This is a genomic window from Streptomyces sp. NPDC048331 (genome assembly GCF_043201215.1).
In the GTDB taxonomy this organism is placed as follows: Bacteria; Actinomycetota; Actinomycetes; order Streptomycetales; family Streptomycetaceae; genus Streptomyces.
The window spans coordinates 90013-112418 of the sequence record NZ_JBICYT010000005.1 but is presented as its reverse complement, the minus strand read 5'-3'; the positions used below and the strand labels follow the sequence as shown (position 1 = coordinate 112418).

Below are 22406 nucleotides of genomic sequence, written 5' to 3'. Positions count from 1 at the left end.
GGGTCAGTTCCTTCCGGGCGTCCGGACGGGGGCGCCGCCGGCCGCGTCCCGCTTGCGCTGCTCCAGCAGCTGGAGGCGGATGACTTCGAGGCTGCGGGCGACGGCGCCGACCTCGTCGTGGTGGGTCGGGTAGAGGACGGTGCGGCGGTCACCGTCGGCCAGGGCCTCCGCGCGGCGGGCGAGTTCGCGCAACGGGCGGGCCACGACGATGTGCGTCCAGCCGAGGCAGGCCGCGGCGCCCGTGAGGCCGAGGAGTCCGGCCAGGACGGTGCGGTTCTGCGCGGTGTAGGCGGGGATCTCCAGGCCCGTGGCCGGCTGCCGGGTGACGACGGTCCAGCCCAGGGGCTGGGCCACGCCGCCCCCGGTCATCGGCGCGGCGGCGGCGACGGCGAGGTCGCCCTTGCGGATCAGGGCGCTCCTGGCGTGCGGGCCCTTCCCCGCCTTGTCGCCCGTGCCGCTCTTCTCGTTCGCCGCGTTCACCAGGGCGTCGAGCCCGGTGTCCGACAGCGAGGCGAAGGCCAGGTAGCCGTTGTTCCCGGCGATCACCCGGTGCTGGGCGTCGACGACGCGGACCTCGCCGAGGCCGGGCCGCTTGAGCAGGGCGTTGAGGAGGTCGATGCGCAACTCGCCGACGACCGCGGCGCCGGCCAGGCCGGGTGCCTCGGCGTATTCGGTGATGACCGGCCGGTTGCCGCTGTCGACGAGGGTGACGGGCTGTTTCGCGGGACCCCGGCCGGCGGGGTGGTGGGGGGTGCCGCCGGCGCGGGCGAGGACGGTGCCGTCGGCGGCCAGGACGTAGAGGGAGGCGTAGCGGCCGTGCTGGTCGCGGGTGCGCTCCAGCAGCTCGGTCAGCTCGCCCGGGGTGTTCCTGTCGGTGATGACGGAGGCGACGGAGGTGAGGTCGGCGTGTCCTTCGTTGAGGGCGCGGCGTACCCGGTCGGCGAGGGTGTCGGTGCGTTCGCGCTGGTCGTCGACGATCGACCTGGGCACGGCTACGGAGGCCCCCGCGCGGTTGAGCGTCAGCAGCAGCGGCGCCGACCAGACCAGGAGCAGGATCCCGCACACGGCGAGGAGGGCGCGGGTACCGATCCGGGAGCGGCGGCCGCCGCGCGGGCCCTCGGTCCGCGCCGCGGGTTCGCCGAGGAGCTGCCGGCGCAGTCGGTCGAGGGCGGCGCCGATCCGGGCGGCCTCGCCGTACTTGGGCAGGGTGACCGGCCGGTTCAGGTCGCCGCGGCCGATGCGGCGGCTTTCCAGGAACAGCTGGAGCAGCGGGCGCTGGACGGTGGTGACGAGCAGGGCGACGGCCAGTGCGCCGAGTACGAGCAGGGCGGCGGACGCGGCGATCCAGAAGAAGGAGTCGACGGCGGCGGAACGCTCCTCGGCGACGCTGACGAAGGAGAGGACGGTGAGGCCGAGGGCGGTCGCGTCGGTGCCCACGCCGGGCTGCGCACCGGTGAGCTTCGCGTAGCCGGCCACGGAACGGTGGCCGTCGCCGGCGTCCCCGAGCAGGCTGCCGCTGACGCCGGCGAAGCCGCCGGAGCCGGGCTCCTTGGCCTGGAGGGGGTGCCGTGCGGCCTTGGGGGCGACGGTCTTCGCGAACTTCGCGAGCTGCTTCCTCTCCTGCCCGGACCCTCCGACGCCGTCGCTGCCGAGGACCTGGCCGGAGGAGTCGAGGACGGCGATGGCGCGGGACCTGCCCAGGCTGATGCCGGGGACCTTCAGGCTGCTGGAGGCGACCAGGAGCTGTTGGGGGCGGTCGGGCCAGGACAGCAGGGCGAGGGTGAGCAGGCGGGTCTCGCCGTTCTCCAGCCGGACCATGCGGGGGGCGAGGCCGGACTCCCCGTCGAGCGCGGTCAGGTCGAGGGCCGTCAGCGGGAGGTTCTCGCCGCGCTGCGCCTCCAGTCGGCCCGACTTGATCTCGATCACGGCCGTGCCGCGCCATTTCTGGTAGACGCTGCCGAGCTTGTCGAGCACGGAGTCGGGCGAGACCGGTTCGCCGGAGCTGAACAGGGAGGCGGTCCTGCCGATGTCCGTGATGCTCTCGTCGAGGGAGGCGCGCAGGGCGATGGCGCCGTCCTCGGCGAAGTGCTGCTGGGAGGTGAGGACGGCCGGCGGTACGCTCTCCCGGCCCACGTGACCGAGTTGGAACGCGGTGAGGGCGGCGAGGGTCAGCAGCAGGGCGGACAGGGCCGCGATGGGCGGGCGGATGCCGCCCAGGAGCGACATGTCGGCCCGGCGGCGGGTCCGGTGTCGCCGCTTCGGTCGCAACGCGGCCAACGCAGGCTCCTCTTCGTTCTGTCCTGGAGCCGGTGCGGCCTAGGGGGTGTGGTGATCCGGTCTTGCGGTGCGCGCGGGGAGTGCCGTGAGGGCCTCGGCGCGTCCGGTCAGCGCGGGCCGGTCCGCCGACGGGTCCCGGTCACGAGGTCGGGCGGGCCGGGGTGAAGGGCGGGCGGGGCAAAAGCGGAGGGCATCACTCCGCTATTTTCGTACGACTATGAGCGCTCCACGGACCAGGCGGATAACGATCGCGGTTCTGTGCGGCGCCTTGATCACCGTTTGTACCGTTTTGACTCTTTGGATGGCAGGCCCGGGAAGCGCGCCGCCGGCCCGCCCGACCGACCCCGCCCCCCAACGCTCCGCCGGCACCGACCTGGAGCGGCGGATCGCCGACTTCACCGCCGGCTTCGGCGCGAGCGGCGGCTACCGCACCCCCACCGAGCAGGAACGACGCGCGTTCACCAGGGCGTTCGCCCACGTGCTCGACGGGGATCCGGAAGCGGCGCGGACCGGCCTGGCCGAGATCGACTTCACCCTCCGCACCGTCACGGACGCCGCCACCGGACGCCGGTACGCCGAGGTGGCGGACGGGGTGAGTGAATCGGGCCACACCGGCCGCGGCTGGGGCCGGGTGTACGTCGACCTGGACGGGCCTGCGCGCTGGTCGGTCCAGGTCCCCCACCCCCTCGCCGACGCCCGCACCGAACTCCTGGGAGCGCGGGTGCTGCGCGGGTCGCCCGGCGGGGTGCTCGTGCTCGCGGGGGCCCACCGCGACGCGGCCGAGGACGGGGCGGCGGACGTGGCGCACCGCGACGACTCGGTCTTCCACGGGGTGGTGGAGGAGCTGGCTCGGCGGAACCTGCCGGGGGTCCAGCTGCACGGGTTCGCCGACGAGTCGTTCCGCGGGCGCGACGCGGTGGTCTCCACCGGAGCCGGCGACAGCGCCCTCGCGGACGCCGAACTGCTGACCGCCGCGCTGCGGCGCGACGGCCTGGAGGTCTGCACGGCGTACTCGGCGCGCTGCAAGCTCGCCGGCCGGGAGAACGAACAGGGCCGGACCGCCGCCGACCGGCAGTCGCGCTTCCTGCACGTCGAACTGAACAAGACCCTCCGCGGCGACGACCGCGGCCTCGACCGGGCCGCGGCCGCGCTCACCACCCTGACGGAGCGCTGGTCCCGCCGCTGAGGGTTACGGTCCTACGCCGGGGTCGTCGCGCGGTGGCGGCCCGCCGCGGCCGCCGCCAGGCGGCCGAGGGCCTCGTCGCCGGCGCAGGCGTGTGCGCCCAGGGCGACGTGGCGGGCCACGATGCCGCGTTCCGCACGCATCAACCGCAGGCCCCTGCGCAGCAGGAACGGCACCGACTTGCGGCCTTCCCGCAGGTCGCGCGCCAGCCGGCGACGGAAGGTCGTCGAGGGGCGGCCCCGCAGGCAGATGGCGTCCGCGAGGAGACCGAGCTCCTGGCAGCGGGCGGCCACGTCGGCGGCGAAGATGCCCTCGGCGATGAACAGCGGGGTGCGGGCTATGTCGAGGCTCTCGGAGCCCGTGCGGGAGCTCGTCGCGATGTCGTAGACGGGGACGTCGGTCCGTCCCGCCGCGCACAGTTCGGCGATCGCGGCGACCGCCGCGTCCGCGTCCCAGGACAGCGGGGAGTCCCAGTCGATGTCGGAGCTGCCGTCGACGAGCGGGAGGGTCGGGTCGACGCCCTCCTTGTAGAAGTCGTCGAGGCGCAGCACGGGCAGCCCTGAGCGGGCGGCCAGCGAGGATTTTCCGGAGCCCGACGGACCGGTCAGCAGGACGACTCGGGTCGGCGAGGAAGAGGGGGAGCTCACGGGACACCAGTCTGAACCATTCCCCCGGGTAGGGGATCCTCCCGGTGGCCGGTTGGTGTCCAGGAACACACCTCAACTACGCTGCGTGCGCACGCGACCACGACCTCAGGCGGGATCACCATGGCACGTCACGCAGCCCCTTCCCTTCCGAACCGGCTCCGCAACGCCGGACTGACCGTCTCGATGGCGGGCGCGGCCCTGGCGATGGCCGCGGGCGGGGCGCAGGCCGGTGAACTCGACATCCCGGCGGCCCTGTCGGGGGTCGCCGACCCCATCGCGAACCTCAAGGTGAACCCGCTCGCCCACACCGGCGTGGACCCGCTGGACAACGGCGTCGCCACGAAGGTCGCCGACTTCCCCGCGGTCGGGACCGGCATGGTCACCGGCATCCTCACCCAGGGACCGTCGGTCGGCGAGCTGCCGACCGCCGCCGCCTCCTCGCTGCTCGGGCCGGTGCTCCCGAAGCCGTAGCCACGCGCCCTGCGGGCACACGAAGGCCCCGACAGCGCGGGGGACGCTGCCGGGGCCGGTCTCGTACGGGGCCGTCCTGTCCCGGGGGACTAGTAGGACGAGCCGCCCGCGCCCAGCGACCCGGTGGGGTGCCAGACGGTCTTGGTCTCCAGGAACGCCGTCATCCGCGCGGTGCCCGGGTCGGCGCTCCAGTCGTCCACAGGCTGTGGACGCAGAACGCGCTTGAGGTTGTCGGCCGCCGCGATCTCCAGCTCCTTGGCCAGCGCCGCGTCCGCCCCGGCCAGGTCGATCGCGTTGACGTCCTGGTGGGACGCCAGGTGCGGGCCCATCTCGCCGGCCTTGCCGGACAGGATGTTGACCACGCCGCCGGGCAGGTCGGAGGTGGCGAGCACCTCGCCCAGGGACAGGGCCGGCAGCGGGGACCGCTCGCTGGCGATGACGACGACGGTGTTGCCCGTCGCGATCACCGGGGCGATCACCGAGACCAGGCCCAGGAAGGACGAGTCCTGCGGGGCGACGACCGTGACGACACCGGTCGGCTCCGGGGTGGAGAGGTTGAAGAACGGGCCCGCGACCGGGTTGGCCCCGCCCACGATCTGGCCGATCTTGTCGGTCCAGCCCGCGTACCAGACCCAACGGTCGATGGCCGCGTCGACGACCGCGCCGGCCTTCGACTTGGACAGGCCCTCGGCCTCGCCGACCTCGCGGACGAACTGCTCGCGGCGGCCCTCCAGCATCTCGGCGACGCGGTAGAGGATCTGACCGCGGTTGTACGCGGTCGCGCCGGACCAGCCGCCGAAGGCCTTGCGGGCGGCGACCACCGCGTCACGGGCGTCCTTGCGGGAGGACAGCGGAGCGTTGGCCAGCCACTTGCCCTTGGAGTCGGACACCTCGTACACCCGGCCGCTCTCGGAGCGGGGGAACTTGCCCCCGACGTACAGCTTGTAGGTCTTGAAGACGTGCAGGCGGGACGCCGCCGACTGATCAGACATCGAGGTAGCCCTCCAGGCCGTGGCGGCCGCCCTCGCGACCGAAGCCCGACTCCTTGTAGCCGCCGAAGGGCGAGGTCGGGTCGAACTTGTTGAACGTGTTGGCCCAGACGACCCCGGCGCGGAGCTGGTTCGCGACCGCGAGGATGCGCGAACCCTTCTCCGTCCAGATGCCGGCGGACAGGCCGTACTGGCTGTTGTTGGCCTTGGCGACGGCCTCGTCGGGCGTACGGAAGGTCAGCACGGACAGCACCGGACCGAAGATCTCGTCACGGGCGACGGTGTGCGCCTGGGTGACGTTCGTGAAGAGCGTCGGGGCGAACCAGTAGCCGGAGGACGGCAGCTCGCACGCCGGGGACCAGCGCTCGGCGCCCTCGGCCTCACCGGTCTCCGCGAGCGCGGTGATCCGGGCCAGCTGCTCGGCGGAGTTGATCGCGCCGATGTCGGTGTTCTTGTCGAGCGGGTCGCCCAGGCGCAGCGTGGAGAGGCGGCGCTTGAGGGAGTCCAGCAGCTCGTCGTGGATCGACTCCTGGACCAGCAGGCGGGAGCCCGCGCAGCAGACCTGGCCCTGGTTGAAGAAGATGCCGTTGACGATGCCCTCGACGGCCTGGTCGATGGGGGCGTCGTCGAAGACGATGTTGGCGCCCTTGCCGCCCAGTTCCAGGGTGACCTTCTTGTGGGTGCCGGCGACGTGGCGGGCGATCTTCTTGCCCACGGCGGTCGAGCCGGTGAAGGCGACCTTGTTGACGTCCGGGTGCTCGACGAGGGCCGCGCCCGCGTCGCCGTAGCCGGTCAGGATGTTGACGACACCCTTCGGCAGACCCGCCTGGCGGCAGATGTCCGCGAAGAACAGCGCGGAGAGCGGGGTCGTCTCGGCCGGCTTCAGCACGACGGTGTTGCCGGTGGCGAGCGCCGGGGCGATCTTCCAGGCCAGCATCAGCAGCGGGAAGTTCCACGGGATGACCTGGCCGGCCACGCCCAGCGGACGCGGGTTCGGGCCGTAGCCCGCGTGGTCGAGCTTGTCGGCCCACCCCGCGTAGTAGAAGAAGTGCGCGGCGACCAGCGGGAGGTCCGCGTCGCGGGTCTCCTTGATCGGCTTGCCGTTGTCCAGGGTCTCCAGGACGGCGAGCTCGCGGCTGCGCTCCTGGATGATCCGGGCGATGCGGAAGAGGTACTTGGCGCGCTCGGAGCCCGGCAGCGCGGACCAGGAGGCGAAGGCCTTGCGGGCGGCCTTGACGGCGCGGTCCACATCGGCGGCGCCGGCCTGGGCGACCTCGGCCAGCACCTCCTCGCTGCTCGGCGAGACGGTCTTGAAGACCTTGCCGTCGGCGGCGTCGGTGAACTCACCGTCGATGAAGAGCCCGTAGGAGGGGGCGATGTCGACGACGGAACGCGACTCGGGGGCCGGCGCGTACTCGAAAAGGGAAGCCATGGTGATCAGTCCACCGTCACGTAGTCGGGACCGGAGTAACGGCCGGTACTCAGCTTCTGGCGCTGCATCAGCAGGTCGTTCAGCAGGCTGGAGGCGCCGAAGCGGAACCAGTGGTTGGACAGCCAGTCCTCGCCCACGGTCTCGTTGACCAGGACCAGGAACTTGAGGGCGTCCTTGGTGGTCCGGATGCCGCCGGCCGGCTTCACGCCGATCTGGATTCCAGTCTGCGCCTTGAAGTCGCGGACGGCTTCGAGCATCAGCAGCGTGTTGGCGGGGGTGGCGTTGACCCCGACCTTGCCCGTCGACGTCTTGATGAAGTCGGCGCCCGCGAGCATGCCGATCCAGGAGGCGCGGCGGATGTTGTCGTAGGTCGACAGCTCGCCGGTCTCGAAGATGACCTTCAGGCGCGCGGCGCTGCCGTCCTCGCGGACGCAGGCCTCCTTGACGGCCTTGATCAGCTCGTATGTCTCCAGGTAGCGGCCGGCGAGGAACGCGCCACGGTCGATGACCATGTCGATCTCGTCGGCGCCGGCGGCGACGGCGTCACGGGTGTCCGCGAGTTTGACGGGCAGGGCGGCGCGGCCGGCCGGGAAGGCGGTCGCGACGGAGGCGATCTTGACGTCGGCGCCGTTCAGCGCCGCCTTCGCCGTGGCCACCATGTCGGGATAGACACAGACGGCGGCCGTCATCGGGGTCGAACGGTCGGTCGGATCGGGATTGACGGCCTTGGCGGAGAGCGCCCGGACCTTGCCCGGGGTGTCCGCGCCTTCGAGCGTCGTCAGGTCGATCATCGAGATGGCCAGGTCGATGGCGAACGCCTTGGCCGTCGTCTTGATCGAACGGGTGCCGAGGGAGGCCGCGCGGGCCTCCAGGCCGACAGCGTCGACGCCGGGCAGCCCGTGCAGGAAGCGGCGCAGCGCACTGTCGGACGTCGTCACGTCAGCGAATGCGGTGAGGGTGGTGGGCATGGTCACCAGATGAGCATATCTACGCGCGTAGCGACCTGTCACCCCCGCCCCCGGATCCGCTATGGAATCGACACCTCCACTCTCCGTCACGGACCTGTGACAGGAGCCGGATCGTCCGCACGAACAAGATCCGTAACTTTGTTCTCAGCAGCCCGCCAGACACTCACCCGGCTCTCACCGACAGAGAAAACCGCGGCATGCGACTCTCCTCCACTTTTCCGAGACAACGCTTCAAGGAGTCGTTATGCGTACCGCCCTCCGTGCCTCCCTCGCCACCGCCGTCCTCGCCGGTGCCCTCCTCGCCCCGGTCGCGGGCACCGCGTACGCGGCCACGGCCCCGCAGGCCGCCGCCGCGACCGTGCCCGCCCGCTACGCCGGCACGCCCGTCCTGATCGACACGGGTGTCGTCGCGGTGCTGCGCAACGCGTCCGAGGGTCCCGAGGTCTGGATCCGCGCCGTGTCCGCCGACTGGAAGCCGGGCGACGACTACATGGGCCGCACACTCGCCACGCTGGACGGCGAGCACCCCAAGGCCTCGGTGAGCGGCCTGGAGCTGCGGCTCGTCAAGGAGGACCCGCGCCACCCGTCCCTGACGGTGGCCAAGGGCGGCACGACCAGGTCCTACCCGCTGCCGCAGGCGCCGACCGCCCCGGCGGACTGCGTCTCCCGGACCGAGCAGGTCGACCTCGGCGCCGGGCTGCAGGCCGACCTGACCATGTCCCCCAAGGGCCCCAAGGTCGTCATGCACGGCTCCGACCCCGCCGACACCTGGACCCGCACCCTGACCCGCACCCACCCCAAGGGCGCGTCGGACTACTTCTCCCGCATCAACAACCCCAGCGGCGCCAAGCCCGTCTTCGAGTGGAAGACCCAGGGCGGCGACGACGTCCCGTCCGGCTTCGCCGACTTCCCCGCCCTCCCCAAGGGCTGCACCCTCGACTACCAGGTCACGGAGGAGACCCCGGCCCCGAAGCCCGAGCCCTCCACCGCCGAGCCCCAGCCCTCCACCCCGAAGCCCGAGTCCTCCACCGCCGAGCCCGAGCCCTCCACCGCGAAGCCGGTGACCGCCACGAACGTCTCCGCCCAGACCGTGGGTCAGACCACCGTCGTCCCCCAGGGATCCGTCGCCGCGGGCGCCGAGATCGCCTCCGAGGACACCGACAACAGCATCACCGTCGCCGCCGGCGCCGGCCTCCTCGCGGTCTTCGCCGCGCTCGGGGCGACCGTCCTGCGCCGTCGCCGCAGCCACAGCTGACCGACGGCCGCCCCGCGCGGCCACGTCGACGCCCATCTCGGCGGGCCACCCTCGGGTGGCCCGCCGGTCCCCGTTCAGGAGCCCCCCATGTCCCGAGCCGCCCTCCGCGCCACCGCGCTGCTCGCCCCGCTCGCCCTCGCCACCCTGACCGGCTGCGGTGGCACCCCCGCCGGTAGCCCGGCGTCCGCCCCGACCCCGCACATCGGCCCGGCCTCCGCCGCTCCGGCCGACGTCCCGGCCGCGACCGCGATGGCCGCCTCCGAACCCGTACGCGTACGGATCCCCTCGGCCGGGGTGGACACCTCCCCGGTACTGGGGCTGGGCCTGGCCGCCGACGGCACCGTCGAGGTGCCCTCGGTGGCCGACGCCGACCGGATCGGCTGGTACACCAAGGGCGTGACGCCGGGCCAGACCGGTCCCGCCGTGCTGATCGGCCACTTCGACACCGCCCGCGGCCCCGCCGTGCTCAAGGACGTGTCGCGCGTCCGCACCGGCGAGGAGATCACGATCTCGCGGGCCGACGGCACCACCGCCGTCTTCCGCGTCCGCGAGTTGGAGCAGGTCGACAAGAAGCACTTCCCGACCGCCAAGGTGTACGGCGACACCGCCCGCCCCGAGCTGCGCGTCATCACCTGCGGCGGCGAGATCACGAACGGGCACCGCCCCGACAACATCATCCTGTACGCCGATCTCGTGGGCTGAGATGACGTGGGGCAGAATCGACCCCATGAGCAGCCAGCAGCCGTCCGACGAGCCGGTGTACGCAGACCGGGTCTACCGATCCTCCATGGGCTTCGTCTCGGGGGTACTGCTGCTCGCGCTGACCGTCTGGCTCTGCGGCGACGCCGTGCTCCGCGGCTCCGGCAACACCCCGTGGATCGGACTGGCGGTGGCGCTGTGCGCGGTACCGCTGATCGTCGCCTTCACGATCCGCCCGGCCGTCTTCGCCAATGAGGACCGGATGCGCGTGCGGAACCCGTTCCGGGTCATCGAGCTGCCCTGGGCGGCCGTGGACGCGGTGCGCGCCGGGTACTCGGCCGAGGTGCTGGCCGAGGGTTCGAAGTACCAGCTCTGGTCCGTGCCGGTCTCGCTGCGGGAGCGCAAGAAGGCCAACCGGCAGCAGATGCGCCGCAACGCGATCGACCGCCGCGACCCCGGCAGCTCGGGCGACCCCACCGCGCGGGGCCGGGCCTCCGCGTCCGCCGCCGCCTCCGAACCGATGCGGGCCAATGCCGACCGGATCGTCGACGAGCTGCAGGGACTGGCCGAATTGAATGCCGCGCGGCCGGGCGCGCAGGGCGGTGTGCGCGTGCGCTGGTCGTACGAGATCATCGCGCCGGCCCTGATCGGCGCGCTGCTCCTGATCGTCCTCATCGCCACGCGCTGACCGGCCAGGACGCCGGATCCGCACCCTCCCGGGTGCTCCCCGCCACACCCCGCTCCGGGCCGGAACCAGGGCTACCGGACGACGCGTCCTCCCAGGTGTGCAGCGTCATGAGGCCGGCGAACACGCCGCCACCGCGATCCACCTCCGTCTGCGACTCCTGGCCGGGGTCCTGCTCGTCGCCCATTTCGTGGTCGTCGGCTGGCTGACCCTGCGACCGCTGGACGTGCCCTGGGCCGCGGCGGCCAATCTGAGCCCGTTGGAGGGGATCTCGGCGGACCTGGCGCTCGGTCCGCTGGAGGCCGCCCGGCAGATCGGTGAGGGACTCGCGCTGCTGGCCCCGCTCGGGGTGCTGGTGCCGTTGATCAGTGGACGGCTCGCGCCGTCGGCGCTGTCCGCCTGGTCCTCGCTGGCCCGCACCGCGGCCGCGGGCGCGCTGGTCTCCGTGTGCATCGAGATGCTGCAGACCGCGGTTCCGGGGCAGGTCGTGAACGTGGACTCGGTGCTGCTGAACACCGTCGGCGTGGTGCTCGCGCACGTGGCCGTCGTACCGGCGCTGCGGGCCCGGCTGAGGCGCTCACACACCGTTTATCAGGGGGACACCCCGAAGATTTCCAGGGTCGGGCTCGGCCGCTGGACCGACGTTCTGTCGGCGGTCCAGCGGGAGTATTGAGTCATCGCAGAAAGCGATACCGACGAAGGAGAATCTCATGAGCGCCTTGGTCCGCCCCCGTGACGGCCGCTGGATCGGCGGAGTCTGCGCCGGACTGGCGCGGCGTTTCGGAATTTCCGCGAACGCGATGCGCGCCATTTTCGTCGTCTCGTGCCTGCTGCCGGGCCCGCAGTTCCTGATCTACATAGCGCTGTGGGTGCTGCTGCCGAACGAGAAGTCCGCTTCGGCCGCCTGGTAGTCCGACGGCCGGCGCGTCCTCGGGTCAGCCGGCCTGCTGGGCCTTGCGGATCTTCTCCAGCTGCTTGTCGGCCACTTCCTGCGGCACCTGGGCCTTCTGCTGGGGTGCCGCCGCCGCGACATTGAGGGCCGTCAGCCGCACGACGGTGTCGCCCTCGCGTACGACGACCAGGTGGACCTGTGCCGAGACCCCCTCGGCGGCGGCGGTCATGGTCCAGCTGACGCTCTCGTCGCCGCTGGTGCGGTACTCGGCGGGGCGTACCTCGCGATAGGCGCCGGTCTGCTTCTCGACCTTGGCGGAGAAGCCCGCACCGCAGGCGGCGACGGCGGCCTTGAGCCGGGAGATCAGCGCCTTGGCGTCACGCTCGGAGTAGGAGCTGACGGAGGCGGAGACGGCCAGCCCGACCTGCTTCTGGGAGCCGATGCCGCGGCTGAGGGTCTCGCGCGCGGACGGGTCCGGCTTGTCGCCCATGATGTCGGCCAGCGGCTGGCAGGCCTTCTTGTCGGCCTGCGGCTGGCCGTCCGGGGCGTTGGGGTTCTTGCCCTGGGCGGAGATCTGGTAGCCGGGCAGGTCGCCCTGTGCCAGCGCGGACCGCTCGAGCCGGCTGCCACCGGTCTTCGGCGCGGCCGATCCGGCTGCCGCGGCGGACGGCGCCGGGGCCCCGGGCGCGGCGGAGGCGCTGCCGGCGGAGCCCTTGGGGTCGGGGGCCTTGCCCGTCGCGGGGGTGTTCGTACTGCTGCACCCCGCCGCGGCGAACAGCAGGGCGGGGACCAGCGCGACCATCGTCGCTCGTGCCTTCATGCGCATGACCGAGAACCTCGTACCCAAGACGTCGGCGGGCAGTTGGTGGCGATCGTGACACACGGCGCGGCGGGACACATACCTGGTCGAAAGGGCATGCGCCCACCGCACACGTGTACGCGTCACAGTGACGGCAGAGTCAGCTGCCGAGGCCGTTCAGGGCGCCGGTCAGCGGGGTCAGGGCTCCGGTGATCTGGGTGGTGGGGTCGCTCGACTGCTGAGCCTCGCCGCCCACCTGCTGCTGGCTGGTCGCACCCTGGAGCATGCCGGTGGCGGAGCCCAGCGCGTCGGTGAGGCCGACCGCCGGGACGGCGGCGGAGGCGGTACCGGCGGCGACCGCGGCGAAGGCGACACCGAGAACGGCGGTACCGAGGGTCTTGGCAGCTGACTTCTTCATGAAAAGTTGTCCTTGCGACGGGGAATTGAGCGGCTCCGCAAACTAGTCACTTCAAACCCCCGCCCGCAAACATCCTTAAATACGAGAAAGCGCCCGGGAATTATCCCTCCCGGGCGCTTCCGTTACGTCAAGTCGTGGCCTAGGCCGAGACAGAACCGCTGGTGGAGGCGGTCTGCCGGAACAGCCACTCCGACTTCAGCTCCGCATAGCCGGGCTTGATCACTTCATTGATCATGGCCAGTCGTTCATCGAAAGGAATGAACGCGGACTTCATCGCATTGACGGTGAACCACTGCATGTCGTCGAGGGTGTAGCCGAAGGTGTCGACCAGGTGCTCGAACTCGCGGCTCATGCTGGTGCCGCTCATCAGGCGGTTGTCCGTGTTGACCGTGAGCCTGAAGTGCAGCTTGCGCAGCAGACCGATCGGGTGCTCGGCGTACGAGGCGGCCGCGGCGGTCTGCAGGTTCGAGGTCGGGCACATCTCCAGGGGGATGCGCTTGTCCCGGACGTACGAGGCCAGGCGGCCCAGCGTCACGGAACCGTCCTCGGCGACCTCGATGTCGTCGATGATCTTCACACCGTGGCCGAGGCGGTCGGCGCCGCACCACTGCAGCGCCTGCCAGATCGACGGCAGACCGAAGGCCTCACCCGCGTGGATGGTGAAGTGGTTGTTCTCGCGCTTGAGGTACTCGAAGGCGTCGAGGTGGCGGGTGGGAGGGAACCCGGCCTCGGCGCCGGCGATGTCGAAGCCGACCACGCCGTTGTCGCGGTAGCGGTTCGCCAGCTCGGCGATCTCCAGCGCGCGGGCGGCGTGGCGCATCGCGGTCAGCAGGGCGCCGACGCGGATGCGGTGGCCGTTCGCCTTCGCGCGGCGCTCGCCCTCACGGAAGCCGTCGTTCACGGCTTCGACGACCTCTTCGAGGGAGAGGCCGGCTTCCAGGTGCTGCTCGGGCGCGTAGCGGATCTCGGCGTACACGACGCCGTCCTCGGCCAGGTCCTCGGCGCACTCGGCGGCGACCCGGAAGAGGGCCGCCTTCGTCTGCATGACCGCGCAGGTGTGCGCGAAGGTCTCCAGATAGCGCGGCAGGGAACCGGAGTCGGCGGCCTCGCGGAACCAGATGCCGAGCTTGTCGGCGTCGGTCTCGGGGAGGTTCTCGTAACCGACCTCACGGGCCAGCTCGATGATGGTCCCGGGACGCAGTCCACCGTCGAGGTGATCGTGCAGCAGCACCTTCGGGGAACGACGGATCTGGTCCGGGGTCGGCAGGTTGGGGGTCTCGCTCGTCATCTGCGCACTCTACTCCTACGCGCGTAGAGCGGAATGTCCCCGGCGGGCGTCGATATGTAACAGAGACCGCGCGGACGGATGGCGTACACCCGAAGGTCTGAGACTGTTCCGCCATGGCACAGCATGCGCCGCCGGCGCGCGGGGCCCGTCTGGGGCGGGCGGCCGGCGCGAGAACCGGCTCGGGTTCGACGGAAAGCACGGTCAACGGGGTGGTGCTCCTGCTCCCCGGGGCCTCCCGATTCTCTCCGGGTCCCGTACGTCCGCTCGCGCGGGCGCTGGCCCGCGCGGGCGGGGCGGAGGGGCTCGTCACGCACATGGTCGTCCACGGCGGGGACTCCGCCCGGGAGGAGCAGGCGGAGTGGGCCGCGGACGAGGCGGTGCGGCGGTACGGGGACGTGCCCGTCTGCCTGGCCGGCTACGACGCGGGAGGAGTGGCCGCACTGCGGGCGGCGGGCCACGGGGCCGTCAACTCGGTCGTGGTGATCGCCCCTTGTTTAACGGAGGCGGCCCGGACCGACTCCCCTGAACCGGTGAAACAGCTGTCGGGACGGCAGGTGTTGATCGTCCACGGCACCAACGACGCGCGCAGCGACCCGGAGGCCTCCTTCCGGCTGGCGGCGCGCGCGAAGAAGGCGAACCGGTCGACGTGCCGCTTCGAGGTGCATTCGGACGGGCACGGGCTGCGCGAGCACCAGCCGGAAGTGGTGGCACTGGCGGTGGACTTCATCCTGGGCGCGGTCTTCACGGGGCGGTACTCGCGGCCGGTGACGGACGCCCTGGCCGCACCACCGCCCCTGGGTCTACGGATGCCGCTGGCCTCCGGCTTCGGGAAGGCGCTCCGCAGGTGACCCGCGCGGTCGGCAGTGATCCACGGGCGGCGGGCGGCGCGCGTACCGTAGGAAGTGGACTCGGGGTGTGCCGACAGACTCCCGGAGGCGACCGGCCATGGGCGGATTGGTCCACAGGAACTTCGACAAGCCTGACGAGACGCGGCCCTTCGAGGCCGGCACGGGCAGGCTGGACCTGTTCAACACCGAGGGCGGGGCGGTCGGGCGCGCGGTCTTCGAGCCGGGCTGGCGCTGGTCGCTGCACATCAAGCCGCTGGCCGGCACGGACAGCTGCCTTTCCGCCCACACCGGGTACATCGTGAGCGGCCGGATGAAGATCGTCATGGACGACGGGGAGAGCGGCGACCTCGGCCCGGGCGACTTCATCCAGATCGCCCCCGGACACGACGCCTGGGTCCTGGGTGACGAGCCGTGCGTGGCGCTGGACTGGACCGGATACAACGACTACGCGAAGCCGGCGGACGGCTGACGGCCGACGGCCGACGGCCGACGTGTGCGGTGGCCGACCTGCCCGTGCTCTTCGGGGTCGCGCCAGTCCGTCCGTACCCGCCGCTCCGCCCCCTCACGGTCGGATGGCACCGAACGGCCCTGGCGCGACCACCACGGCCGGCCGCGGGCCGCGCCGGACACTGGCCCCCGTTCTCGCCTGGGCGTCCGCTGCGGCACACCGCGCTTCCCCCTCGCGCCGTGCTGCCACTGTGCCGCTCGGGCGGACGCCGAGGGCAGCCGCCCAGGCGTCGTTTTGCCGCCTTGCGGAAATACGAGGGGTTTACAAACAGGCATATCTCGGGACGGATACGCACATGCCTCCCGAGGAACCCGGGCCGGCCGGAGGCGACGGGGAGCTGAGCCCCGCCGCCCGGCGCCTGTACGCGTACGCCGTCGAGCGGCACGCCTTCGACCTGTGCGAGGCCACCGGGGCCCTGGGCGTCCGCGCGGCCGCCGCGATCACCGAGCTGGCCGCCGCACACCTGCTCCAGCGGGCCCCGGGCGACGACCCGGACCGCTGGAGCGCGGTGGCCCCCCGGGCCGCGGCGGCCCGGGCCCTGGCCCCGCTGGCCCTGCTCGTACGGGAGACGCACGACGAGATGGACCGGCTGCGCGGGCGGCTGGAGGCGCTGGTGCCCGCGTACGAGTCGGGGACCGCGCACCGGGACCTCAGCGGGTCGGGCCGGCTGGAGCTGGTCACCGACCTCGGGGCGGTACGGGGACTCATCACGGAGCTGGTCGCGACGTGCGAGCGGGAGCTGCTGACCTCGCAGCCCGGCGGGGGCCGCCCGCTGGAGACGCTGGAGGAGTCGATCGGGCGGGACGAGTCGCTGCTGACGCGCGGGGTCCGGATGCGCACGATCTACCAGCACACGGCACGCTACTCCCGGCCCACGGCGGCGTACGTCGAGCGGGTGACGGCCCTGGGCGCCCAGGTACGGACCCTGGGCGACGGGCTGATGCGGATGCTGATCTTCGACGAGCACACGGGCCTGATGGCGGTGCCGGACCGCAGCGGGGCGGCGCTGGTGGTGCGGGACCCGAGTGTCGTGCACTTCATGACGACGACCTTCGAGCGCTCCTGGGTGGGCGCGGAGCCCTTCCCGACCTCGGTGAGCCCGGAGGCGGCCCGGTCGATCTCGGACGAGCTGCGGCAGACGATCGTGCGGCTGCTGTCGGAGGGCCTGGAGGACAAGGTGATCGCCCGCCGCCTGGGCATGTCGGAGCGGACCTGCCAGCGCCACATCGCCGAGATCATGCGCGCGGTGGGCGCCAAGTCCCGTTTCCAGGCGGGCTACTTGCTCTCGGCGGCGGCCCCCACCCCGCCCGACCGGCCTGATCCGCCCTGATCCGAGAGACAAGCCCTAGATCTGCCGTCCGGGCCGTTCGAAGTAGCCGCGCAGCCGGGGGCTGCGGGCGGCGGGCAGCCGGGCCAGGGTGCGGATGAAGGCCTGGCCGTCCGGCCAGAGCGGCCACGGATTCGGCAACTCCGGATAGTCGTCGCGCAGGACGCCCTCCGGCAGGCGGCCGGTCGCCGGCACCGGTGAGGTCTCCCCGGCGCGGGAGAGGGCGAGGTACGCCCAGACCCCGCTGTCCAGCGGTACGACCACGGCCGTGCCGGTCTCCGGCCGCCACGGTTCGCCGGTCAGTGGATGGCGCGGGACGAGCAGGATGTCGGCGGCGGGTCGGGGGAGGCCGATCCCCGGCCCGGCGAAGGCCGCGTACCGCGGCGGGAGTCCGGGGGCCGGGAAGCGGGCGACGGAGGGGCCGAAGACCTCCTCCGTGAGCCCGCCGGGCAGCGTCACCGGTCCTCCGTCGCAGGCCGCCACCAGGTGGGCGAGGGCCACCCCGACCGCCGCGGCCCAGCGCCTGCTCCACGATCCGTCGAGCTCGAAGGGGGGTACGGCGTACGCCTCACGCAGCAGGTCGTCCCAGTCGGGCGGCGGCGCGGCGGGGACGTCGCAGGGGTGGCGCTCCACCGCGTCGGGCTCCAGCCACACCGCCTGCCAGAGGCCGCAGTCGTCCATCCGGGTCGCCACCGGCCGTCCGCACCCCGTACATGCCAGATTGGGGCCGTCGCGGCCGTCCACGCCCATGCAGTAGCCCTCGCACCTGTCGAGGAGCAGGGCCATGCCCCGGGAGTCGCCCGGGGCGATGACGATCCTGCCGCGGGCCGCGAAGGACACCGAGTACTCCGGCGCGTACACGCCCCGGGCGGCCGCCTCCGCCTCCCCCACCTCGTCCCACAACCGCCAGGGCGGCCCCCAGGGTTCGGGTTCGACGGCGTACGTCGTCGGGTCCATCAGCGGCGGGTGCAGTTGCTCCCAGGCCCCGTAGTGGGTGTGGACGGGAAGGGCGACCCGGGAGACCGGCACCGTCAGCTCCGTACCGCACCCGGCACACGTGAACACGTCCAAACAAGCTCCCCCTCGGTCCCGATGACTCCGGAATTGTCCTGGCCGTGCCGGGGCCGGTCCACCGCTTTTCGGCGCTGCGTCCCGATCACCCGACGGACGGGTCCAGTTCGGGGATCAGGCGGCCGCGACGGGAGAGGAGGAAGCGCTTGAACTCCGCCACCGGTGGGGTGTCGGGGTGGCCGTCGAGCCAGGCGAGGCCGATCTCGCGGACGGCGCGCGGGGCGGTGACCGTCAGCTCGACCACGCCGGGTCGGGGCACGGCCGGGGGCGGCAGGAGGGCCACGCCCAGGCCGGCGGCGACCAGGCCGCGCAGGGTCTCGGCCTCCTCGCCCTCGAATGCGATCTTCGGGGTGAACCCGGCCTCCGCGCACAGGTCGTCGGTGATGCGGCGCATGCCGTAGCCGGGCTCCAGGGTGACGAAGGTTTCCTCGGCGGCCTCGGCGAGGCGGATGCGCTTGCGGGTCGCGAGCCGGTGGTCGTCCGGGACCACGAGCCGCAGCCGCTGTTCGTCGAGGCGGCGCGCGACCAGGTCGGGGGCGTCCGGCAGCGGGGAGGTCAGGCACAGGTCGAGTTCGCCGGCCCGGAGCTTCTCCAGCATGGCCTCACCGTAGTTCTGGACGAGGGAGAAGCGGATGCGCGGATGGTCGGCGCGGAAGGCCCGGATGAGGCCGGGTACGGTCTCGGACCCGAGGGTGTGCAGGAAGCCGAAGGCCACCTTGCCGGCCGCCGGATCGGCGTCCTGCTGAACGGACTCGGCGGCGCGGTCGATCTCCGTGAGGGCCTGCTCGGCCGAGGCCAGGAAGGTGCGGCCGGCCGTGGTGAGGGCGACCGTACGGCCCTTGCGGGCGAACAGCGTGACGCCGAGGTCCTGTTCGAGCCGGACCATGGCCCGGGACAGGGTGGACTGCGGGACGCCGAGCTCGTGGGCGGCGCGGGTGACGTGCTCGTGGCGGGCGACGGCGACGAAATACGCCAGCCTCGGCGCCAGCAGAGTTGTCACTGCCATGTCTTCTACGTAACGGTTCATCGACATCCACGCCTCTGAGCTGGGTTGATGCATCAGTGGATCGATTATCGCGATTCTGTGCATTGGACGCATGAAAATGACGGGCCTAACGTCGAAGCATGCCTCCCGTTCATACCGGGGCACCCGTCATCCCGGGTGCCTCCACCTCGTCGTCCCCCGCACCGCAGCCCCTCTCCCCCGGCCGCCCCGGTTACCGCCGGATGAGCTTCGCGCTCTTCGCCGCCGGACTCGCGACGTTCGCCCTCCTCTATTCCACCCAGGCGCTGTTGCCCGCGATCTCCGCCGGCTTCGGGGTGACGGCGGGCCAGGCCAGTTGGACGGTGTCCGCGGCCACCGGCGCGCTCGCGCTGTTCGTCCTTCCGCTGAGCGCGCTGTCCGAGCGGTTCGGCCGCACCCGGATGATGACGTACTCGATGGTGATCGCCGTCGCCGTCGGCCTCCTGGTGCCGTTCGCGCCGAACGTGGAGTGGCTGGTGGTGCTGCGCGCGATCCAGGGCGCGGCGATCGCCGGGATCCCGGCCTCCGCGATGGCCTACCTGGCGGAGGAGGTCCGGCCGAAGGCACTGGTGGCCGCGATCGGCCTGTTCGTGGCGGGCAACTCCATCGGCGGGATGAGCGGTCGTCTCGTCACCGGTTGGGCCGCGCAGCTGTGGGGCTGGCGGGCCGGTCTGCTGGCCGTCGCCCTGATGGCGCTGGCATGCGCCGTGGCCTTCCTGGTGCTGCTGCCCCGGGCGCGGTTCTTCCGCCCGGCGTCGCTGAACCCGCGCGCGGTGGGCCGTACCGTCGCCGGTCACCTGCGCGATCCGCTGCTGCTGCGCCTGTACGGGATCGGCGCCCTGTTCATGACGGTCTTCGGCGCGGTCTACACCGTGATCGGCTACCGGCTGGTGGACGAGCCGTTCTCGCTCGGGCAGGGCGTGGTCGGGTCGATCTTCCTGATCTATCTGGTCGGTACGGTCTCCTCGGCCGCCGCCGGCAAGCTGGTGGCCCGTACCGGGCGGCGCGGCGCGCTGTACCTGGCCGTGACGACCACGGCGCTCGGCCTGCTGCTGTCGCTGTCGGACTCGCTGGCGGCGATCGTGCTGGGGCTGGTGCTGATCACCGCGGGCTTCTTCGCGGGGCACGCGGTGGCCTCGGCCGCGGTGAGCCGGACGGCGAAGACGGGCCGGGCGCAGGCCTCCGCGCTCTACCAGTCCGCGTACTACCTCGGTTCCAGCGCGGGCGGCACCCTGGGCGCCCTCGCCTACCACTCGGCGGGCTGGGCGGCCACGGTCGGCATCGCGCTGCTGGCGGTGCTCGGCGTCGTGTCGATCACCCTGTACGGGTCGCACGCGGCGCGTGCCGAGCGGCGGATGCCGGCGTCGGCCGTGGGCGCGCGCTGACGAAATCTCCACACCCGACGCGGCAACCCCTGCTTGTTTTCCGGGCATTCAACACGGAGGACGATGCGGTGCGAGCAGGGGAGGACCGGATGGGGACGGGGACGGACACGGGGACGGGCGCGGGGACACGGGCGTCGGGCGGGCGCGTGGGGCGGCGGGCGGCGGTGCTGGTCGGGGCCCTCGCGCTGGCGCTTCCGGTGGTGGTCACGGGAGGCGGGGCGGCGCGGGCCGCCGCCTCCTGCAACCTCACCACCGGGCCCTACCAGCGGCAGGTCGAGCAGTTCCTCGGGCGGCCGGTGGACGGGAAGCAGTCGGCGGCGGACTGCACGGCGATCCGCTCCTTCCAGGCGAGCCACGGGATCACCCCGACGCAGGGCTACGCCGGGCCGCTGACCTGGCAGACGATGAGCACGATGCTGGCCCAGCGGGCGGCCGGGACCACCCCGAACAAGGCGGGCGCCTGCCCGGTGGACCGGGGCCGGATCGCCTGCGTCGACCTGACGCGGCAGCTCAGCTGGATCCAGGACGGCGCCACCCTGAGGTACGGGCCCGTCCCGGTCCGTACCGGCAAGGACGGCACGGAGACCCGGACGGGCCTGAAGAAGATCTACTACCGCAACATCGACCACTGGTCGACGCTCTACAACGTCTCGATGCCGTACGCGCAGTTCTTCGACGGCGGCATCGCCTTCCACTCGACCACCAAGAGCATGTGGAACCCGCCCGGTTCGGGCGGCTGCGTGAACATGCGCTCCGCCGACGCGAAGGCGTACTGGAACCTGTTGGGGCAGGGCGAGGACGTCTACGTGTACGGACGCAAGCCCGGTACCTAGGCCGACCCGGCCTCGCTGGTGGCGGGTACGGGCGGGGCGCCGAGGCGGTCCAACCGTCTCAGGGCGGACCGGCGTTGGACGAGGGAGAGGCCCGCGACGCCGGCCCCGAGGGCCAGCCAGCCGACGGGGCCGGCCGCCATCACCGCGCCGGTCAGCAGCAGCGGGCCCGCGGACTTCTGGACGGACTGGGCCATGCCGGCCACCCCGAGGTAGGAGGCGGTCGCCCGCGCCGGGGCGAGGGAGACCGCGAGCTCCCAGGAGCTCACCGAGCGCATCAGCTCCGCCGCGGTGACCAGCACGGACGCGGCGAGCAGGAGCAGCGAGGCGGCCCACGGCCCGCCCGCGGGGGCGGCGGCCAGGAAGGCGCAGCAGGTGAGCGCCGTGAGGCCGTACAGGGCGACGGCGTCCGCCGCCCGGCGGGCGTCGCGGACCCGGGCCGAGACCCGTAGCTGCAGCACGACGACGAGCACGGTGTTGATGACCAGGAAGGCCGGGATCAGGGCGTGCGGGGCCGCGGTGTGGCCGACCAGCCACAGCGGGATGCCGACGCCGAGGATCGAGTCGTCCAGGTTCATCGGGATGTCCAGCAGGACGAAGCGCAGGTATCCGCGGTCCCGCCAGGGGCCGGTGCCGGCCGCCGCCGGGGCGTCCCCCTCCGCCGCCCCGGGCTGTGCGACCACGAGTCCGGCGCCGCGCGGTTCCCGGGTGCGCCACACCAGGACCGCGGCCACGAGGAACGACAGCGCGTTCGCCAGGATCAGCACCTGGTAGGCGCCGCGGGTGCCGACGGCGAGGCCGATGGCGGCGAGACCCGCGCCGAGGGCGTAGCCGGCGTTCGCCGAACTGCGCGACAGGGCCTGGTAGGTGGAGCGCCGCTCGCCGGCGACCCGGGTGGCGAAGAGCATCTCCAGCGTCTTGGCCGCCCGGTCTCCCAGGTGGGTGACGGCGAACAGGAGCAGCAGCAGGCCGAAGTCGGTGACCAGCAGCAGCACGCACAGGGCGCCGAGGCGGATCAGGTGGCAGCCGATCAGCAGGGTGCGGACCTGGAAGCGGTCGGCGAGGTGGCCGGCCGGCGGTGATCCCGCGATGCCCGCCACCCCGGCCGCGCCCAGCAGCAGGCCCAGCTGCCCGGCGTCGAGGCCGACGACGAAGGTGAAGTAGAGGACGGAGGACGCGGCCCACACGCCGGTGCCCGCCCGGTCCAGCGCCTGGGTGAGCAGCATGATCCGCGCGTCACGGCCGCCGGGCGGCCGGCGCAGTTGCGCCGACAGACCACCGTCCCCCTGCCGTGTCTTCCGGATCTCCCCACCACGCCGCATCCCCGTCTCCCCCGTCGACCGCGCCCACCGCCCATGTATCTCGATGTCGAGATACATGACGGAAGCCTGCCCCAAATGAATCTTGACG

Annotated in this window: 23 protein-coding genes; 12 read left to right on the top strand and 11 right to left on the bottom strand. The window is 72.5% G+C overall.

The features are described from left to right. Positions 1 to 3 precede the first annotated feature (3 nt). Entirely contained in the window at positions 4 to 2226 is a 2223-nt protein-coding gene (locus ACGFYY_RS10530; protein WP_393708533.1) for a HAMP domain-containing protein, read from the bottom strand. A 352-nt stretch (positions 2227 to 2578) separates the two neighbouring features. On the opposite strand from ACGFYY_RS10530, the gene ACGFYY_RS10525 reads away from it, so the two are divergent. Continuing rightward, positions 2579 to 3463, top strand: coding sequence for a hypothetical protein (locus ACGFYY_RS10525; protein ID WP_393708177.1), 885 nt, complete (start codon positions 2579 to 2581; stop codon positions 3461 to 3463). 11 nt (positions 3464 to 3474) lie between these two features. Here ACGFYY_RS10525 and ACGFYY_RS10520 read toward each other — a convergent pair whose 3' ends face one another. Next, a complete protein-coding gene (locus ACGFYY_RS10520; protein WP_365267472.1) occupies positions 3475 to 4176 on the bottom strand; it encodes a uridine kinase in 702 nt (233 codons plus the stop codon). A 51-nt stretch (positions 4177 to 4227) separates the two neighbouring features. Between ACGFYY_RS10520 and ACGFYY_RS10515 the strand changes: the two genes are divergently transcribed. Further along, a complete protein-coding gene (locus tag ACGFYY_RS10515) occupies positions 4228 to 4578 on the top strand; it encodes a hypothetical protein (protein WP_365267473.1) in 351 nt (116 codons plus the stop codon). Positions 4579 to 4667: 89 nt separating this feature from the next. Here ACGFYY_RS10515 and ACGFYY_RS10510 read toward each other — a convergent pair whose 3' ends face one another. Genes ACGFYY_RS10510 through deoC form a run of 3 tightly spaced genes read right to left on the bottom strand, consistent with a single transcriptional unit; the run spans position 4668 to position 7967 of the window. Then, entirely contained in the window at positions 4668 to 5570 is a 903-nt protein-coding gene (locus tag ACGFYY_RS10510) for an aldehyde dehydrogenase family protein (protein WP_365267474.1), read from the bottom strand. After that, positions 5563 to 6999, bottom strand: a complete 1437-nt coding sequence (locus tag ACGFYY_RS10505) for an aldehyde dehydrogenase family protein (protein ID WP_393708173.1) — start codon at positions 6997 to 6999, stop codon at positions 5563 to 5565. Before ACGFYY_RS10505 ends, ACGFYY_RS10510 begins: the two co-directional genes overlap by 8 nt. Positions 7000 to 7004: 5 nt before the next feature. After that, positions 7005 to 7967 carry a deoxyribose-phosphate aldolase gene (gene deoC / locus ACGFYY_RS10500; protein ID WP_393708530.1) on the bottom strand — a complete coding sequence of 321 codons (963 nt, stop codon included), beginning with the start codon at positions 7965 to 7967 and terminating at the stop codon, positions 7005 to 7007. Between the two features lie 244 nt (positions 7968 to 8211). Between deoC and ACGFYY_RS10495 the strand changes: the two genes are divergently transcribed. From ACGFYY_RS10495 to ACGFYY_RS10475, 5 genes are all read left to right on the top strand, one after another. Then, positions 8212 to 9222 (top strand): hypothetical protein, encoded by a 1011-nt coding sequence (locus tag ACGFYY_RS10495; RefSeq protein WP_393708171.1) that lies wholly within the window; start codon positions 8212 to 8214, stop codon positions 9220 to 9222. Between the two features lie 87 nt (positions 9223 to 9309). Next, positions 9310 to 9924: a class F sortase gene (locus ACGFYY_RS10490; RefSeq protein WP_393708169.1), complete on the top strand. Its 615-nt coding sequence runs from the start codon at positions 9310 to 9312 to the stop codon at positions 9922 to 9924. Between the two features lie 25 nt (positions 9925 to 9949). Beyond that, entirely contained in the window at positions 9950 to 10609 is a 660-nt protein-coding gene (locus ACGFYY_RS10485) for a PH domain-containing protein (protein ID WP_365267481.1), read from the top strand. 97 nt (positions 10610 to 10706) lie between these two features. Beyond that, positions 10707 to 11279, top strand: coding sequence for a VanZ family protein (locus ACGFYY_RS10480; protein WP_365267483.1), 573 nt, complete (start codon positions 10707 to 10709; stop codon positions 11277 to 11279). Between the two features lie 37 nt (positions 11280 to 11316). Next, entirely contained in the window at positions 11317 to 11517 is a 201-nt protein-coding gene (locus ACGFYY_RS10475; RefSeq protein ID WP_189733112.1) for a PspC domain-containing protein, read from the top strand. Positions 11518 to 11541: 24 nt separating this feature from the next. On the opposite strand, the gene ACGFYY_RS10470 is transcribed toward ACGFYY_RS10475, so the two are convergent. The 3 genes from ACGFYY_RS10470 to ACGFYY_RS10460 all read right to left on the bottom strand — a co-directional run bounded on the left by ACGFYY_RS10470 (position 11542) and on the right by ACGFYY_RS10460 (position 14003). Continuing rightward, positions 11542 to 12324 (bottom strand): hypothetical protein, encoded by a 783-nt coding sequence (locus ACGFYY_RS10470; protein WP_393708165.1) that lies wholly within the window; start codon positions 12322 to 12324, stop codon positions 11542 to 11544. Between the two features lie 133 nt (positions 12325 to 12457). After that, positions 12458 to 12715, bottom strand: a complete 258-nt coding sequence (locus ACGFYY_RS10465; RefSeq protein ID WP_365267487.1) for a hypothetical protein — start codon at positions 12713 to 12715, stop codon at positions 12458 to 12460. A 139-nt stretch (positions 12716 to 12854) separates the two neighbouring features. Then, positions 12855 to 14003, bottom strand: coding sequence for an adenosine deaminase (locus ACGFYY_RS10460; protein ID WP_030763337.1), 1149 nt, complete (start codon positions 14001 to 14003; stop codon positions 12855 to 12857). 113 nt (positions 14004 to 14116) lie between these two features. Between ACGFYY_RS10460 and ACGFYY_RS10455 the strand changes: the two genes are divergently transcribed. The 3 genes from ACGFYY_RS10455 (at position 14117) to ACGFYY_RS10445 (ending at position 16689) form a co-directional block, all read left to right on the top strand. Next, positions 14117 to 14851, top strand: a complete 735-nt coding sequence (locus ACGFYY_RS10455) for an alpha/beta hydrolase (protein ID WP_393708162.1) — start codon at positions 14117 to 14119, stop codon at positions 14849 to 14851. Between the two features lie 97 nt (positions 14852 to 14948). Next, positions 14949 to 15320, top strand: coding sequence for a cupin domain-containing protein (locus ACGFYY_RS10450; RefSeq protein ID WP_393708160.1), 372 nt, complete (start codon positions 14949 to 14951; stop codon positions 15318 to 15320). 334 nt (positions 15321 to 15654) lie between these two features. Further along, positions 15655 to 16689: a LuxR C-terminal-related transcriptional regulator gene (locus ACGFYY_RS10445; protein ID WP_393708158.1), complete on the top strand. Its 1035-nt coding sequence runs from the start codon at positions 15655 to 15657 to the stop codon at positions 16687 to 16689. A gap of 15 nt (positions 16690 to 16704) precedes the next feature. Here ACGFYY_RS10445 and ACGFYY_RS10440 read toward each other — a convergent pair whose 3' ends face one another. Beyond that, the gene (locus tag ACGFYY_RS10440; RefSeq protein WP_393708156.1) at positions 16705 to 17757 is read right to left on the bottom strand and encodes a hypothetical protein; all 1053 of its coding nucleotides are present in this window, start codon (positions 17755 to 17757) and stop codon (positions 16705 to 16707) included. Between the two features lie 85 nt (positions 17758 to 17842). After that, complete coding sequence (locus ACGFYY_RS10435) at positions 17843 to 18820, bottom strand: LysR family transcriptional regulator (protein ID WP_030712495.1); 978 nt, start codon at positions 18818 to 18820, stop codon at positions 17843 to 17845. Between the two features lie 62 nt (positions 18821 to 18882). On the opposite strand from ACGFYY_RS10435, the gene ACGFYY_RS10430 reads away from it, so the two are divergent. Beyond that, positions 18883 to 20166: an MFS transporter gene (locus tag ACGFYY_RS10430; protein WP_365267496.1), complete on the top strand. Its 1284-nt coding sequence runs from the start codon at positions 18883 to 18885 to the stop codon at positions 20164 to 20166. An 89-nt stretch (positions 20167 to 20255) separates the two neighbouring features. Continuing rightward, positions 20256 to 20999, top strand: a complete 744-nt coding sequence (locus tag ACGFYY_RS10425; RefSeq protein WP_393708153.1) for a L,D-transpeptidase family protein — start codon at positions 20256 to 20258, stop codon at positions 20997 to 20999. Here the strand turns inward: ACGFYY_RS10425 and ACGFYY_RS10420 are convergent. After that, positions 20996 to 22318: an MFS transporter gene (locus ACGFYY_RS10420; protein WP_393708151.1), complete on the bottom strand. Its 1323-nt coding sequence runs from the start codon at positions 22316 to 22318 to the stop codon at positions 20996 to 20998. The two genes, ACGFYY_RS10425 and ACGFYY_RS10420, sit on opposite strands and share 4 nt — an antisense overlap. Between the last annotated feature and the right edge of the window lie 88 nt (positions 22319 to 22406).